18 protein-coding genes are annotated in these 16,719 nt (G+C 55.2%); 12 read left to right on the top strand and 6 right to left on the bottom strand.

The window, feature by feature from the left end:
* The first annotated feature begins 9 nt into the window (after window positions 1-9).
* The 5 genes from FHK95_RS12605 (at window position 10) to FHK95_RS12585 (ending at window position 2,970) form a co-directional block, all read left to right on the top strand.
* Window positions 10-366: a HesB/IscA family protein gene (locus FHK95_RS12605; protein ID WP_150304980.1), complete on the top strand. Its 357-nt coding sequence runs from the start codon at window positions 10-12 to the stop codon at window positions 364-366.
* 13 nt (window positions 367-379) lie between these two features.
* On the top strand, window positions 380-901 hold the full coding sequence (gene sufT, locus FHK95_RS12600; protein WP_150304979.1) for a putative Fe-S cluster assembly protein SufT: 522 nt from the start codon (window positions 380-382) through the stop codon (window positions 899-901).
* A gap of 10 nt (window positions 902-911) precedes the next feature.
* On the top strand, window positions 912-1,334 hold the full coding sequence (locus FHK95_RS12595; protein WP_150304978.1) for a SufE family protein: 423 nt from the start codon (window positions 912-914) through the stop codon (window positions 1,332-1,334).
* A 142-nt stretch (window positions 1,335-1,476) separates the two neighbouring features.
* A complete protein-coding gene (locus FHK95_RS12590; RefSeq protein WP_150304977.1) occupies window positions 1,477-2,532 on the top strand; it encodes a GGDEF domain-containing protein in 1,056 nt (351 codons plus the stop codon).
* A 51-nt stretch (window positions 2,533-2,583) separates the two neighbouring features.
* Window positions 2,584-2,970 carry a YkvA family protein gene (locus tag FHK95_RS12585; RefSeq protein WP_150304976.1) on the top strand — a complete coding sequence of 129 codons (387 nt, stop codon included), beginning with the start codon at window positions 2,584-2,586 and terminating at the stop codon, window positions 2,968-2,970.
* Window positions 2,971-2,979: 9 nt separating this feature from the next.
* Here the strand turns inward: FHK95_RS12585 and FHK95_RS12580 are convergent, their stop codons facing one another.
* From FHK95_RS12580 to FHK95_RS12570, 3 genes are all read right to left on the bottom strand, one after another.
* On the bottom strand, window positions 2,980-3,408 hold the full coding sequence (locus tag FHK95_RS12580; protein WP_150304975.1) for a DUF411 domain-containing protein: 429 nt from the start codon (window positions 3,406-3,408) through the stop codon (window positions 2,980-2,982).
* A 264-nt stretch (window positions 3,409-3,672) separates the two neighbouring features.
* Entirely contained in the window at window positions 3,673-3,831 is a 159-nt protein-coding gene (locus FHK95_RS12575) for a YqaE/Pmp3 family membrane protein (RefSeq protein ID WP_150304974.1), read from the bottom strand.
* Window positions 3,832-4,029: 198 nt separating this feature from the next.
* Window positions 4,030-6,216: a TonB-dependent receptor domain-containing protein gene (locus FHK95_RS12570; protein WP_408003619.1), complete on the bottom strand. Its 2,187-nt coding sequence runs from the start codon at window positions 6,214-6,216 to the stop codon at window positions 4,030-4,032.
* Between the two features lie 423 nt (window positions 6,217-6,639).
* Here FHK95_RS12570 and FHK95_RS12565 point away from each other — a divergent pair, with 423 nt between their 5' ends.
* Window positions 6,640-7,551, top strand: a complete 912-nt coding sequence (locus tag FHK95_RS12565) for a LysR family transcriptional regulator (protein ID WP_150304972.1) — start codon at window positions 6,640-6,642, stop codon at window positions 7,549-7,551.
* Window positions 7,552-7,603: 52 nt separating this feature from the next.
* On the opposite strand, the gene ppsR is transcribed toward FHK95_RS12565, so the two are convergent.
* A complete protein-coding gene (ppsR, locus tag FHK95_RS12560) occupies window positions 7,604-8,422 on the bottom strand; it encodes a posphoenolpyruvate synthetase regulatory kinase/phosphorylase PpsR (protein ID WP_150304971.1) in 819 nt (272 codons plus the stop codon).
* Between the two features lie 163 nt (window positions 8,423-8,585).
* On the opposite strand from ppsR, the gene ppsA reads away from it, so the two are divergent.
* The 6 genes from ppsA to FHK95_RS12530 all read left to right on the top strand — a co-directional run bounded on the left by ppsA (window position 8,586) and on the right by FHK95_RS12530 (window position 14,423).
* The gene (gene ppsA, locus FHK95_RS12555) at window positions 8,586-10,955 is read left to right on the top strand and encodes a phosphoenolpyruvate synthase (protein ID WP_150304970.1); all 2,370 of its coding nucleotides are present in this window, start codon (window positions 8,586-8,588) and stop codon (window positions 10,953-10,955) included.
* 19 nt (window positions 10,956-10,974) lie between these two features.
* On the top strand, window positions 10,975-11,460 hold the full coding sequence (rraA, locus tag FHK95_RS12550; RefSeq protein WP_150304969.1) for a ribonuclease E activity regulator RraA: 486 nt from the start codon (window positions 10,975-10,977) through the stop codon (window positions 11,458-11,460).
* Window positions 11,461-11,651: 191 nt separating this feature from the next.
* Entirely contained in the window at window positions 11,652-11,900 is a 249-nt protein-coding gene (locus tag FHK95_RS12545; RefSeq protein ID WP_150304968.1) for a CrfX protein, read from the top strand.
* A gap of 3 nt (window positions 11,901-11,903) precedes the next feature.
* A complete protein-coding gene (locus FHK95_RS12540) occupies window positions 11,904-12,725 on the top strand; it encodes a mechanosensitive ion channel family protein (RefSeq protein WP_150304967.1) in 822 nt (273 codons plus the stop codon).
* Between the two features lie 39 nt (window positions 12,726-12,764).
* Window positions 12,765-13,349 (top strand): RNA polymerase sigma factor SigX, encoded by a 585-nt coding sequence (gene sigX, locus FHK95_RS12535; protein WP_150305004.1) that lies wholly within the window; start codon window positions 12,765-12,767, stop codon window positions 13,347-13,349.
* Window positions 13,350-13,451: 102 nt separating this feature from the next.
* Window positions 13,452-14,423, top strand: coding sequence for an OmpA family protein (locus FHK95_RS12530; RefSeq protein WP_150304966.1), 972 nt, complete (start codon window positions 13,452-13,454; stop codon window positions 14,421-14,423).
* Between the two features lie 44 nt (window positions 14,424-14,467).
* Here FHK95_RS12530 and FHK95_RS12525 read toward each other — a convergent pair whose 3' ends face one another.
* Both FHK95_RS12525 and FHK95_RS12520 read right to left on the bottom strand, forming a co-directional pair.
* On the bottom strand, window positions 14,468-14,920 hold the full coding sequence (locus FHK95_RS12525; protein WP_150305003.1) for an acyl-CoA thioesterase: 453 nt from the start codon (window positions 14,918-14,920) through the stop codon (window positions 14,468-14,470).
* 165 nt (window positions 14,921-15,085) lie between these two features.
* Window positions 15,086-16,681 carry an isocitrate lyase gene (locus tag FHK95_RS12520; protein WP_150304965.1) on the bottom strand — a complete coding sequence of 532 codons (1,596 nt, stop codon included), beginning with the start codon at window positions 16,679-16,681 and terminating at the stop codon, window positions 15,086-15,088.
* Window positions 16,682-16,719 lie beyond the last annotated feature (38 nt).

Raw genomic sequence — 16,719 nt, 5'->3', positions numbered from 1 at the left:
GGAGTTCGCATGAGCGTAGAGTCCTTCGATCCGGGTAGCCAGGTCGTTACCGTCACGCCCGCGGCACTCGAGCATTTCCGTCGACAACTGCTTGGGCAGCAAGGCAAGGCCGTACGTGTCAGCATCAAGAAGAGCGGCTGTACCGGCTTTATGTATGTCATTGATCTGGTCGAGCAGGGCAGTGAGGACGATATCCAGTATCAACTGGCTGATGACGTCAAGCTGCTGCTCTCCCGCGATAGCCTGCCGATTCTGAGCGGCTCCGAGATTGACCTGGTCAAGGAAGGCATCAACAAACAGATCAAGTTCATTAACCCTAACGTCAAAGACCAGTGTGGTTGCGGCGAAAGCTTCAGTGTGAGTTGAGATGGAAAGACGCATGGTAGTTGCGCAGGCGGATTGTCCTGCGCGTCGTGTACCGGATGGCACTCCGCTGGTCATCCCTAAAGACACCTTTGTCACCATTACCCAGGCGCTGGGCGGCAACTATACGGTGACGTATCAGGGGCAAATGGTTCGGGTCGACGGCACCGATGCGGCAAACCTGGGCCTGGAGCCCGAGTTGCTGAGTTTTCCGGAACCGCAAGATGATCTGATCCGTGAGGATCAGGTGTGGGAAGCACTGGGCACTATTTACGATCCGGAAATTCCGGTTGATCTGGTCAATCTGGGGCTGGTGTACTCGGTCAAGGTTGATCAACAGGCCAAGCGAGTCGACATTGAAATGACCCTGACCGCGCCTGGCTGCGGCATGGGGCCGGTATTGGTCGGCGATGTGGAGTACCGCGTGCAACGGGTGCCCAACGTCGAAACGGTTCAGGTAGACCTGGTTTTCGATCCGCCGTGGAGCCGCGACATGATGAGCGAGGAAGCTCAGCTCGAAACCGGCATGTTCTTTTAAGAGGTCCTGCATGAGCGAGTTAGGCACCGACACTACCAGTGACGACATTGTTGAAACGCTGTCGTTCTTTGATACCTGGGAAGACCGTTACAAGTACATCATAGATCTAGGCAAGGAATTACCGCCCCTGGATGATGCACATCGTACCGATGAAAACATCGTCCGCGGCTGCCAGAGCCAGGTGTGGCTGGTCAGCCGCCGGGATGGTGATCGCTTCTTCTTCGATGCCGACAGTGATGCTTTTATTGTCAAAGGCCTGCTTGCAGTGGTCCTGGCAGCCTATAACGGCAAAACAGCAAAAGAGATCGGTGAGTTCGATATTGAAGGCTATTTCGAGCAACTGAATTTGCTCAAGCACCTCAGTGTCACGCGTGGCAACGGTTTGCGCGCCATGGTCAAACGTATCCAGAGCACGGCAGCTGCCGCGACCTGATCGAGGGACAGGTAGGTAACTGTATTTGCAGGTCTTTAGTGGCACTTTGATATTGATCTATTGTGCTGATGAGGCTAATGTCCTTCGATGAGATAGCGCTAGGGATTAATCCGCGTCTCTTAACTATCAGGGCAGCGACACAATGCGACGGATCGTGCAGCGGTTGAAAGGTGACTATCAGTTATCAATCATCATCTCGGTGGGGATGCTGGCGTTGATAGCGCTGCCGCCCTTTGCTGCATACCGACTATACAATGCTGACTGGTTGGTTGGTGCGCTGGATGTCGCGCTCATCGGGGGCACGCTGGTTGCAGTCAGCTCTGCCTGGCGAACCGGAAAAACCCTGCGTGCAGGACAGTTCCTGGCATTTGCCTATTCGTTGGCTGCGGTAATCGTTGCGATAAAGCTGGGCGTGAACGGCCTGTTCTGGTTTTACGTGATGATCATCTTCAATTTCTTCGTGGTTCCTCCGGTGCAGAGCGCCATCGCCACCTCCTGTGCACTCGTCGCCCTATGCGCCTATGGTTTGTTCGCACCCGATAGGCTGTTCGACGGTTTAACCCAGCTGGTTTCATTCGCCGTGACGGCAGTTATTACCAGTCTGTTCGCCTTGGTATTTGCTTCCAGAGGGAGATCTCAACGTCGTGAGCTTCATGAGCTGGCGACCATTGATCCACTCACCGGTATCGGGAACAGACGTGCCTTGGAGACCGACCTGGATACAGTCTTCGCTACACATGCCCGTTATGGGACAGCCTATGGGGTGCTGGTTCTGGATCTTGACCACTTCAAGCGCATCAACGACAGCTTCGGCCACAAGGCGGGCGATCGGGTTCTGAAGGATTTCGTAAAGATCGTCGATTCCGCGTGTCGCCAGTCCGATCGGCTTTTTCGCTTTGGCGGTGAGGAGTTCGTATTACTTGTCCCCCACGTAGGCGAGGAGGAGCTCGAACAGGTCGCACGTAATATTCTGTCAGCAGTTCAAGCGGAGCTGCACAGCCCTGACGGAAGTCAGGTCACCGTTTCAATAGGAGGAGCCTCGATAATGTGGCAGGACGACCACAAGTCCTGGCTTCACCGCGCTGATGAATGTCTGTATCAAGCGAAAAACGCAGGGCGCAATACTATTGTTATCGCCAGTCCGGGAGCTAAGCCATCAAGCTCGCTGTCAGAGTGCGTAGAACTAGCCGCTCCGTAAGCAAATCATTCGCTGCGAAGGCTCGATCGTTTACGCATCCGGAGGCCCAACATGGCGCGAACCCGATTCAGTGACCAGGGATATTGGAACAAGCTCAGCCGTTTTGCCCTCGCTGCCGGGCGCGAGGCAGTGGAAAAGTCTTTATGTCTGTATTACGCAGCGCAACGGCCGGAAACACCCAAGTGGGCAAAAACCGCGATGTACGGTGCGCTGGCTTATTTCATCTCGCCAATCGACGCCATCCCCGACTTTCTACCCATGCTTGGCTTCACCGACGATCTCGCGGTGATGGCTGCTGCAATCGCAATGGTCTCGTTCTATATCAACGACGAGGTCAAGCTCAAAGCGCGCAACAAGCTGAACACCTGGTTTGGTGAGAAACGCGGTACCACCTATGAAGCGACTCCCGAAGACAAAGGACCAGCCCGCAAGGGCTGATCGCCAGGGTCATGGGTAGTGGTTGAAGACTTCCTGCGAGCCGTCTTCCTCCACTGCAATGACCTTGTAGGCATCCTGCCGATCACCCATTTCCATACCGGGTGAGCCGACCGGCATACCGGGCACAGCCAATCCGATTATGTCGGGCTTATCGCGCATGGCGAGAATGTCGGTGGCCGATACGTGACCTTCAATGAATCGCCCGTCAATCACCGCCGTGTGGCATGAAGCCAGTTCGGCCGGTACTCCAGTTTCTTGTTTGAAACTGCGCATATCCTTTTCAAGGTGATCGTTGACGGTGAATCCGTTCTCCTCGAGGTGCTCAATCCATGACGCGCAGCAACCGCAGTTAGGATCACGATGCACATCGATTGTCAGCGGATCGCTGGCATGAGCCAACCCAGAGACAAGCATCAGTGAAGCAAGTAATCGGATCATCGGGTATCTCCTGAACAAGAGGCCCAAGAGTACGGTTAGTCGTCGCGGCTCGCAATGTGTCAACTGACATTAGATCCACCGTTTATCGAAGGATAATGAGCCGAGCACAAACGGGCTAACTGGAAGGGGAAACGTGGAAGAATCGATCAGGGTAGCGGGCGCGGGCACCCGGAACGTCATGTTTGGATCTAACTTGGTCTTGGGCTTAACCCAGGTGCCGCCAGAGCATGTCACGCTGGCGGCGCAGGGAACCCCCTGCCGTGTTTAACGGCGGGCGATGATCCATACCGCGTGAATGATGCCGGGAATATACCCGAACAGGGTCAGCAGAATGTTCAGCCAGAAGGCGCCGCCTATGCCTACTTGCAGGAACACGCCTAGCGGGGGAAGCAAAATAGCGCAAATCAAGCGAACCAGATCCATCGTCACGCTCCTATCGGTCAGTCATGGTCAATCCGTCGTAATCTCGACGGTTAGTGTTCTGACACTTGAGCTGACCTGAACGTTCCGTAATAGAGCCTGCCCTCGGGGATAACTCGCCAGGAATGCATTCGCAGTGCAGGTTGCAACAAAAAACCGGGCACAAGGGCCCGGTTCGATACTGCACGTGGCGCGGCGCCCTTAGAACTCCATTGTGGCGGAGAGCCAGAGGCGGCGACCTTCTTCGAGGGTGCCGTCTGTAGACCGACCGGATTGTATATAATCTGAAGCCCAGCCGGTGGCTCCGGTGTTGGTTGTGTAATAGCTGCCGGTGGTGAAATCTTTGCCGAAGACATTGTAAATCGTGGCGTTCAAGGTTACCTGCTCTGAGGCCTTGAATGAGCCGCCCAGATGGAATACCTCATAGGCTTCCAGATCACCGGTCGCATCATACAGCGCTTGATTGGCTGCATTCAGATTTTCATATCGGTCGGTGAAGCGCGCTCTTTCCCCACGATACTCACCCTTGAACCACAGGTTGACGCGATCGGTAGTGGCCCAGTTCAGCCGTGCGAACAGCAGGTGCTCGGGAGTATTTGTCAGGGGCTCGCCTTTGTTGTCGCCGCTTCGCTGCTCGCTGTCGGTGTAGGTGTAGTTGGCACTGACACTCCAGGCAGGCGCGAACTGCCAGCGCCCACTCAATTCCAGCCCCTGGGTAACTGCTTCCCCGATGTTCACGCTCTGGCCAAATTCATCCTGAGTAAAACCGCTCCCATAGCTGACACACCCGGGCAGGCCTGGTGTAGCCGCTGAGAAACAGTTTGGCAGCGGCGTGCCATCGTCGATTTTGTCATCAAACTTGTTGTGGAAAATGGTTGCGTTGGCATTGAAGTTATACAGATTGTCGTAATAGACACCGAATTCGGTATTGGTGGTAACTTCCGGTTCCAGGTCAGGGCTGCCGATATTCAGGATCGCGCCTTGGCCGGTGACCCCGGTGATCCCGTCATGCAGCTGATTGAGCGTGGGGGTCTTGTAACCCTGGCTTACGCCACCTTTGAGCGTCCAGGTATCGGTTGTATTCCAGACCAGATAGGCACGGGGGCTGAAATTGCCGCCAAACGCTTCATGATCTTCATACCGACCGCCGAGCGTCAGCGCGAGGTCGTCACGAATCCGCCATTCATTTTCAGCAAAGAGCGCCCATGATGTCTGTTCAAACTTCTCGTCGGCGATACCGTCGGTGACTTCTGCATCCCACCACTGCGCACCCACTGTGGCAATGTGTGCCTGTCCCAGCGGGGCGGTAAGCTTGGTATCGAATATAAGGTCTGTTGACTTGAGCTCGCGGTCGCCGCCGCCGACGATGGCGGGATACCCGGTATAGGCGTCACCAATGGTCCCAGGGATAGTGCGGCCCAGGGTCTCGGTGGTGTTATGAGTCAGGCTGCTGTCAAGGGTGCCAAAACCCAGCCGGCCAATGTGCGCCAGGGCAATTTGATCCCGTTCAAAACGCAATTCATCGCTATAGCCATTAGCCACAGTCGGTGCTTCTACCGCACAGCCGCTGACAGCGCTGCCTCCCGATCGCCCGTCCAGATTACCTAGCTGGCAGTCGTCGTTGTTATACACCTGTTTGCCCCGCTCGATATCCAGAATCAAATCATGATCTGCATTCGGAGTGAGGGAGAGGCGAGCACCTACGTTGTAATTACGACCTTCAACTGGCGATGCACCGCGTCGACTGACTGCGGAATCGTCATCGAAAGCCAGGTCAGATTCAGCCCGGTCGTACAGGCTGCCTTTGACTGCCAAGCCCAACAGGCCATCGATAAGCGGGCCACTGGTATACAGGCTGGTGTTGCTTGAGCTGCCGTAATCGCGGTCTTCCTGAAAGGTGTGGTCGACGGTGACCGAAGTGCCCCAGTCATCAGCGACCTTGCGGGTGATGATGTTGACGACGCCGCCCATCGCGTCTGAGCCGTAAAGGGTGGACATGGGTCCCCGAATCACTTCGATGCGCTCGATGGCGGACATCGGAGGCATAAAGCTGGTGGAGGTTTCATTGAAGCCGTTGGGGGTAACGTTGCCTGCAGTGTTCTGACGTCGCCCGTCGATGAGAATCAGCGTGTAGTCACTGGGCAAACCGCGAATGCTTATATTCAGACCACCCGTTTTGCCGGTGCCCTGTCTGATGTCGATGCCTTCCACTTCGTCAAGCGCTTGAGCGAGATTCCCGTAGCGCTTTTGTTGCAACTGTTCGCGACTGATAACACTGATACTCGCCGGCGCCTCGGTAATTTTCTGCTCGAACCCGGAGGCGGTCACCACGGTATCGGATAATCTCACTGTGTTTTCGTTGGCCATTGCCACGCTGGTGGCTAGCATGGCGAAGGAACCGATTAGCGCGAAGGGAATTGCGTGGGCGCGGGGACTCGACAGCATCTAATACTCCTTGGTGGGTTCGTTCGGGAGATGCTCAGTGAACGATAATGATTCTCAAACCGGGCTGCACTCTAGGAGTATTCGCATTAAAATTCCACACCGAAAACTGGAACACCCCATTTACAAAAACAGAACATTCCAAAAATATGCTTATTAACCGTTACAAAACATCAGGTTACAAGTAAGCGTTGGGGGTATCTTATACGATAAAGCAATAACGATAATCAGTCCTAATTGACATGAGTTCACATTCGCTCAAAAATAACGGGCTTTATTGAGTGGCGCGGCTGAGCAATCTCTTGCAATTGATATGAGGATTCGGTTGCAGCGAGTGTGTAGTTTTCGAAACGGGAGCAACTTCCTCACATGGTCATGCACGATTTCAACGAATTGACCGTTTTTGCTGCGGTAATAGAGATGGGCGGGCTGACGCAAGTATCAGCCAATCTCGGATTGCCCAAATCCACTTTGAGCCGTCGTATCAGCCAGTTAGAGAGCCGAGTCGGGCAGCGGCTGTTACTTCGCCAATCGAACCGGATGTTGCCCACTGAAGCGGGCAAGCTGTTCTACAACTATTGCCGGCAATTGCTCGACCTCGCCGCCCAGAGTCAGCATCTGTTGGATGATCTAAAGGAAGAAATCAGCGGGCCGCTTGTTTTGAGAGTGCACAACGCGTTCGAGAGAGGCTGGCTGCCGGCCGTTCTGGACGGCTTCCTTGAGACGCATGCGGGGATCACCCTCGAAGTATCTGTCACCAGCCTGCAGCCAGAGCAGTCCGACGCCACCGTTGGTGATCTATGGCTGTGGCTCGGGGGCGATAACTTTCACGGTTTGCGCAGCGAGCCGCTGGGTCGGTGGGTCAGCGGCCTCTACGCCAGCCCTGAGTTTGCCAGGACCAAAGGTCTGCCTTCACATCCCGATCAGCTTGCATTGTTTCCCTGGGTAGACGTGTTGGGCGGCACGGGGCAGCCGGTTGAACTGCGAAGCGCTGAGCAGGATGACTTTCAGTTCACTCCTCAGCCATCAAGAATGCAGGTTGATAGTCTGGTTTTGCAGGCCGATTCGCTCGTGCGAGGGCAGGGCATCGGTGTGCTTCCCCGCTGGTATGCGGATAAATACGAGCGAGCGCATCCGGGGAGCCTGGTCCGCTGTCTGGAACACTGGTATCCGCCGGAGCAGTCGGTGAATTTGCTGTACAGCTATGGCAAGGCGCCGAAGAAGGTGATCGCACTAATGGACTGGCTGCGGCAACACATGCCGCCTGCATGGGAATACTGAGCCACGGCAGGATCGTTGACGCTTCCTGACTGGAAACGTCAACGTAAGAGGCCTATTTAAGGCGGCGTTCGATGCCCATGTGCACCAGAATCTTGGCTGAAATTTCCTCGACCGAGAAATGCGTCGAGTTGATGAAGTTGATGTTTTCACGGCGGAACAGGTTTTCGACTTCACGCACTTCGAATTCGCACTGAGCGAAGCTTGCGTAGCGGCTGTTGGGGCGGCGCTCGTTGCGAATGCTGGACAAGCGGTCGGGGTCGATGGTCAGCCCGAACAGTTTGTGCTTGACCGAACGCAGCGAAGAGGGGAGCTGCAGCCGCTCCATGTCGTCCTCGGTAAGTGGGTAATTGGCCGCACGTATACCGTACTTGAGTGCCATATAAAGGCAGGACGGTGTTTTGCCGCAACGCGATACGCCGACGACGATCAGATCAGCTTCATCATAATGTCGAGTCCGGGCGCCATCATCATTGTCCATGGCGAAGTGGACGGCATCGATTCGGTCCTTGTAGTGGCCGTTATGTTGTATCGAATGCGATTTTCCGACTGAGTAGGACGACCCGTCGCCGAGCTCCAGCTCCAGCGGGGCGAGGAATGTCGAAAAGATATCGATCATGTAGCCGTTCGAACGGGACAGTTCATCTCGAATTTCGCGGTTTACCACGGTATCGAAGATGATTGGCCGCTCTCCGTCCCGCTCGGCAGCTGCATTGATTTGTTGTACCATGTCGTGCGCTTTTTCGATGGTGTCCACATACGGACGCAGCAACTTGGTGAAAGTAATGTTCTCGAATTGAGAGAGCAGGCTCTGGCCAAGGGTTTCGGCAGTTATGCCAGTGCCATCTGAAATAAAGAAAGCAGTACGTTTCATGCGCTTAGCCTTAGGAAGCGGTGTTGGCTGGGTGCAGCGATTGGGTATAGCAATATTGGAACCTGAGGTTCATTAGCGGCATTGTGGCGCATTTGTTACATGCAGGCCAGATGGTCGGCCCTTTGCGTATCGCTCAATTCAACGGAATTACGGAGAGATCACCTTGTTAGAGTACGTAGTGTCCTTCGAACAACTGGGTGCGGGAGACGTTGAACGCGTCGGCGGCAAGAACGCTTCGCTCGGGGAAATGATCAGCAACCTGGCGCATGCCGGCGTGTCTGTTCCTGGCGGTTTCGCTACCACAGCAGATGCCTATCGCGACTTTCTGGAACAAAGTGGTCTGAACGAGCGGATTCACGCCGCCCTGGACGCGCTGGATGTAGATGATGTCAACGCTCTGGCCCAGACCGGCGCCCAGATCCGCCAGTGGGTGCTGGAAGCAGAGCTTCCGCAGCCGCTGGATAGTGCTATTCGTACCGCGTTCGCTGAATTGTCAGCCGGCAACGATAATCTCGCTGTCGCTATTCGGTCTTCAGCCACTGCCGAAGACCTTCCCGATGCGTCTTTTGCTGGCCAGCAGGAGACCTTCCTGAATATTCGCGGCGTTGATAATGTCATCCGCGCGGCAAAGGAAGTGTTCGCTTCGCTGTTCAATGACCGGGCCATTTCCTACCGCGTCCACCAGGGCTTTGACCACAAGCTGGTTGCCCTGTCTGTTGGTGTTCAACGCATGGTCCGCTCCGAAACCGGGACCGCAGGGGTGATGTTCACCCTGGATACCGAATCAGGCTTCCGCGATGTGGTGTTCATCACCGGCGCTTACGGCCTCGGTGAAACGGTAGTGCAGGGCGCCGTCAACCCCGACGAATTCTATGTACACAAGCCGACTCTCGAAGCCGGGCGACCGCCTATTTTGCGCCGTAATCTCGGCAGCAAGGCGATCAAGATGATTTATGGTGAGGTGGCCAGCGCAGGCCTCTCGGTCCAGACGGTGGATGTCGACAAGGCTGAGCGTTCACGCTTCTGCCTGAGTGATGAAGAGGTCATCAACCTGTCTCGTCAGGCGCTGATTATTGAAAAACATTACGAGCGCCCGATGGATATCGAGTGGGCCAAGGACGGCGACGACGGCAAGCTGTACATCGTCCAGGCCCGCCCCGAAACGGTGAAGAGCCGTGCCAGTGGCAACGTCATGGAGCGTTATCTGCTCAAGGAGAAGGGCACGATACTGGTTGAAGGCCGCGCGATCGGTCAGCGTATCGGTTCCGGCCCGGTCAAGATCGTTGATCACGTCTCCCAGATGGACAAGGTCATGCCTGGCGACGTGCTCGTTTCCGATATGACTGATCCCGACTGGGAGCCGGTGATGAAGCGGGCCAGCGCCATCGTTACCAATCGCGGCGGGCGTACTTGCCACGCGGCGATCATTGCGCGCGAACTGGGTATTCCGGCAGTCGTCGGTTGCGGCAACGCCACCACCGAGCTGAAAGATGGACAGTACGTGACAGTTTCCTGTGCCGAAGGCGACACCGGTCTGATCTATGACGGCCAGTTATCCTTTGACGTGCGGACCAACAGTGTCGATGCCATGCCGCCGCTACCGTTCAAGATCATGATGAACGTGGGCAACCCTGATCGCGCCTTCGATTTCGCCAACCTGCCCAATGCAGGCGTTGGCCTGGCACGACTCGAGTTCATCATCAATCGCATGATCGGTGTGCACCCCAAAGCACTGCTCAACTTCCAGAGCCTGCCATCCGATGTAAAGGATAGCGTCGAGAAACGCATCGCCGGCTATTCCGATCCGGTCGGCTTTTATGTCGACAAGCTGGTCGAGGGCGTCAGTACCCTGGCTGCAGCATTCTGGCCGAAGAAAGTCATAGTGCGATTGTCCGACTTCAAATCCAACGAATATGCCAACCTGATTGGCGGACGCCTGTACGAGCCGGAAGAAGAAAACCCCATGCTGGGTTTCCGCGGTGCTTCTCGCTATATCAGCGACTCGTTCCGCGATTGCTTCGAGCTTGAGTGCCGTGCCATGAAGCAGGTTCGCGATGTGATGGGTCTGACCAACGTCGAAATCATGGTGCCCTTCGTTCGCACCGTAGGTGAAGCCAAGCAAGTGGTGGAGCTGCTCGCCGAAAATGGCCTCAAGCGCGGCGAAAACGGTTTACGGCTGATCATGATGTGCGAGCTGCCAGCCAACGCCTTGCTTGCTGAAGAATTCCTCGAGCACTTCGATGGTTTCTCCATTGGCTCAAACGACCTGACGCAGCTGACGCTTGGACTGGACCGGGATTCCGGAATCATCGCGCACCTGTTTGACGAGCGAAATGCAGCCGTGAAGAAACTCCTGGCCATGGCGATCTCTGCCTGCATTGCCGCGGACAAGTACATCGGTATTTGCGGTCAAGGGCCTTCCGATCATCCGGACCTCGCCCGCTGGCTGATGGATCAAGGCATCGAAACCATGTCGCTGAATCCCGATTCGGTGATGGATACCTGGTTTTTCCTCGCAGAACAAACTGCCTGATATGACTCAAGGAGACTCCATGCACTATATAACTCCGGATCTGTGCGACGCCTATCCTGACGTTGCAGTCGTCGAGCCCATGTTCAGCAACTTTGGCGGCCACGACTCCTTCGGTGGTCAGATCGTCACGGTGAAATGTTTTGAAGACAACTCCATCGTCAAGGAGCAGGTCGATCAGGACGGTACCGGCAAGGTAATGGTTGTGGACGGTGGCGGTTCGCTACGCCGCGCCATGCTCGGCGACATGCTCGCCGAGAAGGCCGCCCGCAATGGCTGGGAAGGGATCATCGTTTACGGCTGCGTGCGTGACGTGGACGTACTGGTTCAGACACCCTTGGGTATTCAGGCGCTGGCAAGTCATCCGATGAAGACGGAGAAGCGCGGGGTAGGCGACCTCAATGTGGCGGTGACCTTTGGCGGCGTGAGGTTCCGTCCTGGTGAGTACGTGTATGCCGATAATAACGGGATCATCGTTTCACCCACGGAACTCAAAATGCCTTCCTGACCAAGGCAGCCATTTCAGATCCAGCTGCGGGACCGACATCCGGAGGGGTGACACCCTCCGGATATTGTGCGTCTTTGCATAGCGTGTTGTCTGTAGCCGGCCCGGCGTAACAGCAGTATCAGTCAACAGGTATTTTAGGGGCCTCTGGAGGCGCGAGGTTTCCAGCTATTCATTGATGTGAGGTCATTACCGTGGACGATCCCTTTGAAGTTCAATTGCGCAAGCTCATGCGCGACGCCGAACAACAGCGTCCGGTTAGTGCTGATAATGAGCGGCTCGAGCGCGTGTTGCACAAGGCGCACATAGATGGTGGCATCTTTGACTTGCTGAGCCTGTTCGCTCGCTGGGGTTGGGTCCTCACCGAGGGGCTAAGCAAAGGCATCGAGCACCGCCGACCAGTGCGACGCGGCAATGATTCCTCCAACCAATCGAGAGACTAGATCATGGAATTTGATACCTGGAGGCAAAGCTTCGTTGCGGCAATGACGACGCTTTGGAGCAAAATTGCGTCTTTTGTGCCTGATCTGATTGCCTCACTGCTCATCGTATTGCTTGGTTTTGTGATCGCCAAGGTGGTCGACACATTATTAAGCAAAGGTCTGGCGAAGCTGGGTCTGGACCGATTGATGACGGGCGCTGGCGTCACCAAGCTACTCAACAGAATTGGTGTTTACGCGCCGGTTTCCGCGGTGATCGGAAAGATAGTCTATTGGTTCATCATTCTGACCTTTGTCGTGTCCGCCGCCGAAACCCTGGGACTTGCCAGGGTGTCCTCGACGCTGGATGCGTTCGCGCTCTATCTGCCCAAGGTGTTTGGCGCGGCGCTGATCCTGTTGGCGGGCCTGTTGTTGTCGCACCTGGTCAGTGGGGTGGTGCGTGGAGCTGCCGAAAGTATTGGGGTTGACTATGCCGGTGGCCTAGGACGCTTTGCACAGGGGCTTCTGGTCATCATCACGGTTTCACTGGCGATCGGTCAGCTGCAGATCGAAACGGGCTTGCTCAATACGGTGATTGCCATCGTGCTGGTGTCGTTTGGCGCTGCCGCTGCTCTGGCGTTAGGGCTGGGGAGTCGGCAGATTGTCGGCCAGATCATCGCTGGGGTGTACGTGCGTGAACTGTACCAGGTGGGTGACCGCATTCACGTCGGTGACGTGGAGGGTATTATCGACGAAATTGGAACAGTAAAGACCTCCTTGGTCGATGACAGTGGTGCGGTGATATCCATTTCCAATCGCGTTCTGCTGGACGAGCGGGTCTCTCGGTAACCGTCACGCGTGCAGACTCGTCCACTCCATGACCCTCCTATTTCGAACACTCCTGGCCCATCAAGCGGTCGATACGCTCCTGCCGATCTCACAGATGAAGAGCTGGTCGTCCGCGCAAAGCGTGAATTGCTTCACACAACAGTCGCTTACGAAGAACTGATGAGGCGGTATCAAAGGACGCTTTTTAACGTTTGCGCGCGATATTTGGGGAACGAAAGGGATGCGGACGATGTCTGTCAGGAGGTAATGCTAAAAGTACTACATGGATTGAAACAGTTTGAGGGTAAGGCCAAATTCAAAACATGGCTCTATAGCATTACCTACAATGAGTGCATCACACAGTATCGCAAAGAGAAGCGTAAAAAACGCCTCTTCGATGCGCTAAGTCTGGACTCTCAGGAGGAAGCTCAGGAACAACCCGAGCCCCTCGCAGGCAGTGGCGGACTGGACCGCTGGTTGGTCCACGTGAACCCGGTGGATCGTGAAATTCTTGTGCTACGCTTTGTGGCGGAGCTTGAATTTCAGGAAATAGCCGACATCATGCACATGGGTTTGAGTGCTACAAAAATGCGTTATAAGCGTGCATTGGAAAAACTTCGTAGACACGTTGATGCGCCTTTTTGAAACTCTTTATGTCGCGGTGTTGCGTTGTCTGTATACTCACGCCTGTGTTTTGCCGAAATTGCGCAAACCAAACGTCCGAACGGATTAAACGGGGATTCAAAGATGAGATTGAAAAACACTGTAGGTATCGTTGTTGGCGCAGTAGTAGCTGCCTCCACAATGCCAGTTATGGCTCAGAGCGCTGGCTCTGTTGAGGCGGAAGCATTTGCCAAGCGTTACTTCACTGACAGCATCCATGATCTGGATGACGGCACTTTGGTCGGTGGCAGCCTCGGTTATTTTGTGAGCGACAACGTCTCGTTGAACCTCGGCCATGGCATCTACAAGAGCCTGGAAAGTGAAGCGGCTGGTTTCGAAGGCGACGATATCGACGGCCGTCTGACTCACCTTGAAGCTATCTATCACTTTGGTCAGGGCGCAGTTCGTCCTTACCTGTCCGGTGGTGTTGGTCATCAGGAGCTGGATCAGGTTGGCACTAACAGCCGCGACAAGACCAGCATGATTCTGGCTGGTGCTGGCGTTAAGAACTATTTGAACGAAAACTTCTTCGTTCGCGCTGGTGTCGATGTGATGCACGGACTGGATCATGACAACACCGAATGGATGGCTGGCGTTGGCCTGGGTCTGAACTTCGGCGGCGCGGCTGCACCTGCTGCTGAACCAGCACCTGCTCCAGCACCTGCTCCAGCTCCGGCCCCTGCGCCAGAGCCCGAAATGCAGAACGTGCGCGTTGAGCTCGACGTCAAATTTGACTTCGACAAGGCAACTATCCGTCCTGAGTTCCGCCAGGACATCCAGAGCCTGGCTGAGTTCATGAACACCTATCCTTCCGTAACAACTACGGTCGAAGGTTACACTGACTCCGTCGGCACAGAGCAGTACAACCAGGATCTGTCAGAGCGTCGTGCAGCATCTGTACGTCAGGCCCTGATCGACGAAGGCGTTGACGGTGAGCGCGTCCAGTCGGCCGGTTATGGCGAGTCCAGCCCGATCGCTGACAACGAAACTGCTGAAGGCCGTGCGATGAATCGCCGCGTCGAAGCAGACGTAGAAGCAGAGGTTGAAGTTCGTTAATAGCGAACTCGACAGAAAAAACCCGGTCAATTGACCGGGTTTTTTTATGCGTAATCGGGGAGACAGTTGACGCCGGGAAAGCGCATGCGAAAGTCTTCAGGCATGGGCATTACTTTTGATGTGGCGAAATGATAGAAAACAAAGCCTGACTTCGCCAGAGCTACCAGTTCCCCATTTCGAGCCTTGGTAATGCGGAAGATGATATCCCCACCGTATCGGTTCAGGTCCATCAGCCCGACTTCAAAAATCAGTGCGTCTCTGGCAAATGCCGCTGTGCGGTAAGTTGTCGCCAGGTCGGTAACAATAATACCGACATCGTTTTCACCGACTTCTTCGATTCCGAACTGATACAAGAAGCGGGCGCGCGCTTCGGAGATCATCGAGATCATCGAATCGTTCGCAAGATGTTTGCCAGCATTAATGTCGGTAATCCTGACGGTCAACTGGGTAGTAAAATAAAACTGTTTATCGGGAAAATGAAGTATCAAACGGGACATATGTAACCTTGCGCTGCGTTCGCCCATGACGACACGATCGAGCCGGCAGGGGAGGAATGGAAGAAGCGCACGCATTGTACGCGACCAGGTAGTCACAAAACAGCTACAAAAAAGGCCACCCGAAGGTGGCCTTCCTACACCCGGGCCTAAGCCCGACGAACAGTCTTAGAACTGGTTCATGGTGTTGTCTTTACCGCCAGCCTTCAGCGCAGCTTCACCAGCAAAGTATTCCTTGTGGTTGTCGCCGATGTCAGAGCCAGCCATGTTCTGGTGCTTGACGCAGGCAATGCCCTGACGGATTTCCTGACGCTGAACGCCCTTGACGTAGGCCAGCATGCCTTCGTCTGCGAAGTACCCTTTTGCCAGGTTGTCGGTAGACAGGGCGGCAGTGTGGTAAGTCGGCAGGGTGATCAGGTGGTGGAAGATACCGGCTTCGCGGGAAGCATCCTTCTGGAAGGTACGGATCTTTTCGTCAGCCAGCTTGGCCAGTTCAGTTTCGTCGTACTCGACGCTCATCAGCTTGGCGCGATCGTAGGAGGAAACGTCCTTGCCTTCTTCCTGCATGGCATCGAACACCTGCTGGCGGAAGTTCAGAGTCCAGTTGAACGACGGGCTGTTGTTGTAAACCAGCTTGGCGTTCGGTACGACCTCGCGGATACGGTTAACCATGTCGGCGATCTGGCCAACGTGCGGCTTCTCGGTTTCGATCCACAGCAGGTCAGCGCCGTTCTGCAGACTGGTGATACAGTCCAGAATTACGCGCTCAACACCAGTGTCCTTGCGGAACTGAAACAGGCCAGAAGCCAGACGCTTGGGCTTGAGCAGCTTGCCGTTGGCCTTGATAACAACATCGCCGTTCTGAATGTCTTCAGCGCTGTCGATATAGTCGCCATCGAGGAAGCTGTTGTACTGGTCGCCCAGATCACCTGGCTCGTCAGTCACGGCGATTGCCTTGGTCAGGCCAGCACCCAGGGAGTCGGTACGCGCAACGATCACGCCGTCGTCGATGCCGAGTTCAAGGAATGCATAACGGACAGCATTGATCTTGGCCAGGAAGTCCGAATGCGGAACGGTTACCTTGCCATCCTGGTGACCGCACTGCTTCTCGTCAGAAACCTGGTTTTCAATCTGGATGCAGCATGCACCGGCTTCGATCATTTTCTTGGCCAGCAGGTAGGTAGCTTCCGGGTTACCGAAGCCAGCGTCGATGTCGGCAATAATCGGCACAACGTGAGTTTCGAAGTTGTCGATCTTGGCCTGGATTTCAGCTTCCTTGGATTTGTCGCCAGCAGCGCGGGCTTCGTCCAGGTCTACAAACAGCAGGTCCAGTTCGCGGGCGTCAGCTTGGCGAAGGAAAGTGTAAAGCTCTTCGATCAGGTTGGAGACGGACGTCTTCTCGTGCATGGATTGGTCAGGCAGCGGACCGAACTCGGAACGCAGTGCAGCGACCATCCAGCCAGACAGATAGAGGTAACGCTTGTTGGTGGTCTTCAGGTGCTTCTTGATGGAGATCAGCTTCTGCTGACCGATGAAGCCGTGCCAGCAGCCCAGAGACTGGGTATAGGCATTGGTATCGGCATCGTACTCGGCCATGTCTTTACGCATGATGGCTGCGGTGTACTTGGCGATTTCCAGACCGGTTCTGAAACGGTTCTGTACGCGCATGCGAGCAGCGTATTCCGGGTTGATGGCGGCCCAGGTGCTACCTGCGGCTTCTGTTACCGCGGCAATAGCCTTGATCTCGTTTTGGTATGCTGACATGGTCAATCCTTCAAAGTTTGCGTTTGGTTCTGCACGAT

It is taken from the genome of Pseudomonas saliphila (assembly GCF_008638345.1).
GTDB lineage: Bacteria > Pseudomonadota > Gammaproteobacteria > Pseudomonadales > Pseudomonadaceae > Halopseudomonas > Halopseudomonas saliphila.
Note: the sequence above shows the minus strand (reverse complement) of the source record. Positions and strands in the feature narration are given on the sequence as shown.

Bases quoted from the DNA above. Each gene is read 5' to 3' on its own strand.
- rraA (WP_150304969.1), top strand. From the start codon at position 10,975: ATGCACTATATAACTCCGGATCTGTGCGACGCCTATCCTGACGTTGCA.
- FHK95_RS12575 (WP_150304974.1), bottom strand. From the start codon at position 3,831: ATGGATCTGGTTCGCTTGATTTGCGCTATTTTGCTTCCCCCGCTAGGC.
- FHK95_RS12585 (WP_150304976.1), top strand. From the start codon at position 2,584: ATGGCGCGAACCCGATTCAGTGACCAGGGATATTGGAACAAGCTCAGC.
- FHK95_RS12540 (WP_150304967.1), top strand. From the start codon at position 11,904: ATGGAATTTGATACCTGGAGGCAAAGCTTCGTTGCGGCAATGACGACG.
- FHK95_RS12570 (WP_408003619.1), bottom strand. From the start codon at position 6,216: ATGCTAGCCACCAGCGTGGCAATGGCCAACGAAAACACAGTGAGATTA.
- sufT (WP_150304979.1), top strand. From the start codon at position 380: ATGGTAGTTGCGCAGGCGGATTGTCCTGCGCGTCGTGTACCGGATGGC.
- FHK95_RS12520 (WP_150304965.1), bottom strand. From the start codon at position 16,681: ATGTCAGCATACCAAAACGAGATCAAGGCTATTGCCGCGGTAACAGAA.
- FHK95_RS12580 (WP_150304975.1), bottom strand. From the start codon at position 3,408: ATGATCCGATTACTTGCTTCACTGATGCTTGTCTCTGGGTTGGCTCAT.
- FHK95_RS12530 (WP_150304966.1), top strand. From the start codon at position 13,452: ATGAGATTGAAAAACACTGTAGGTATCGTTGTTGGCGCAGTAGTAGCT.
- FHK95_RS12525 (WP_150305003.1), bottom strand. From the start codon at position 14,920: ATGTCCCGTTTGATACTTCATTTTCCCGATAAACAGTTTTATTTTACT.
- FHK95_RS12565 (WP_150304972.1), top strand. From the start codon at position 6,640: ATGGTCATGCACGATTTCAACGAATTGACCGTTTTTGCTGCGGTAATA.
- ppsR (WP_150304971.1), bottom strand. From the start codon at position 8,422: ATGAAACGTACTGCTTTCTTTATTTCAGATGGCACTGGCATAACTGCC.
- FHK95_RS12595 (WP_150304978.1), top strand. From the start codon at position 912: ATGAGCGAGTTAGGCACCGACACTACCAGTGACGACATTGTTGAAACG.
- FHK95_RS12590 (WP_150304977.1), top strand. From the start codon at position 1,477: ATGCGACGGATCGTGCAGCGGTTGAAAGGTGACTATCAGTTATCAATC.
- FHK95_RS12605 (WP_150304980.1), top strand. From the start codon at position 10: ATGAGCGTAGAGTCCTTCGATCCGGGTAGCCAGGTCGTTACCGTCACG.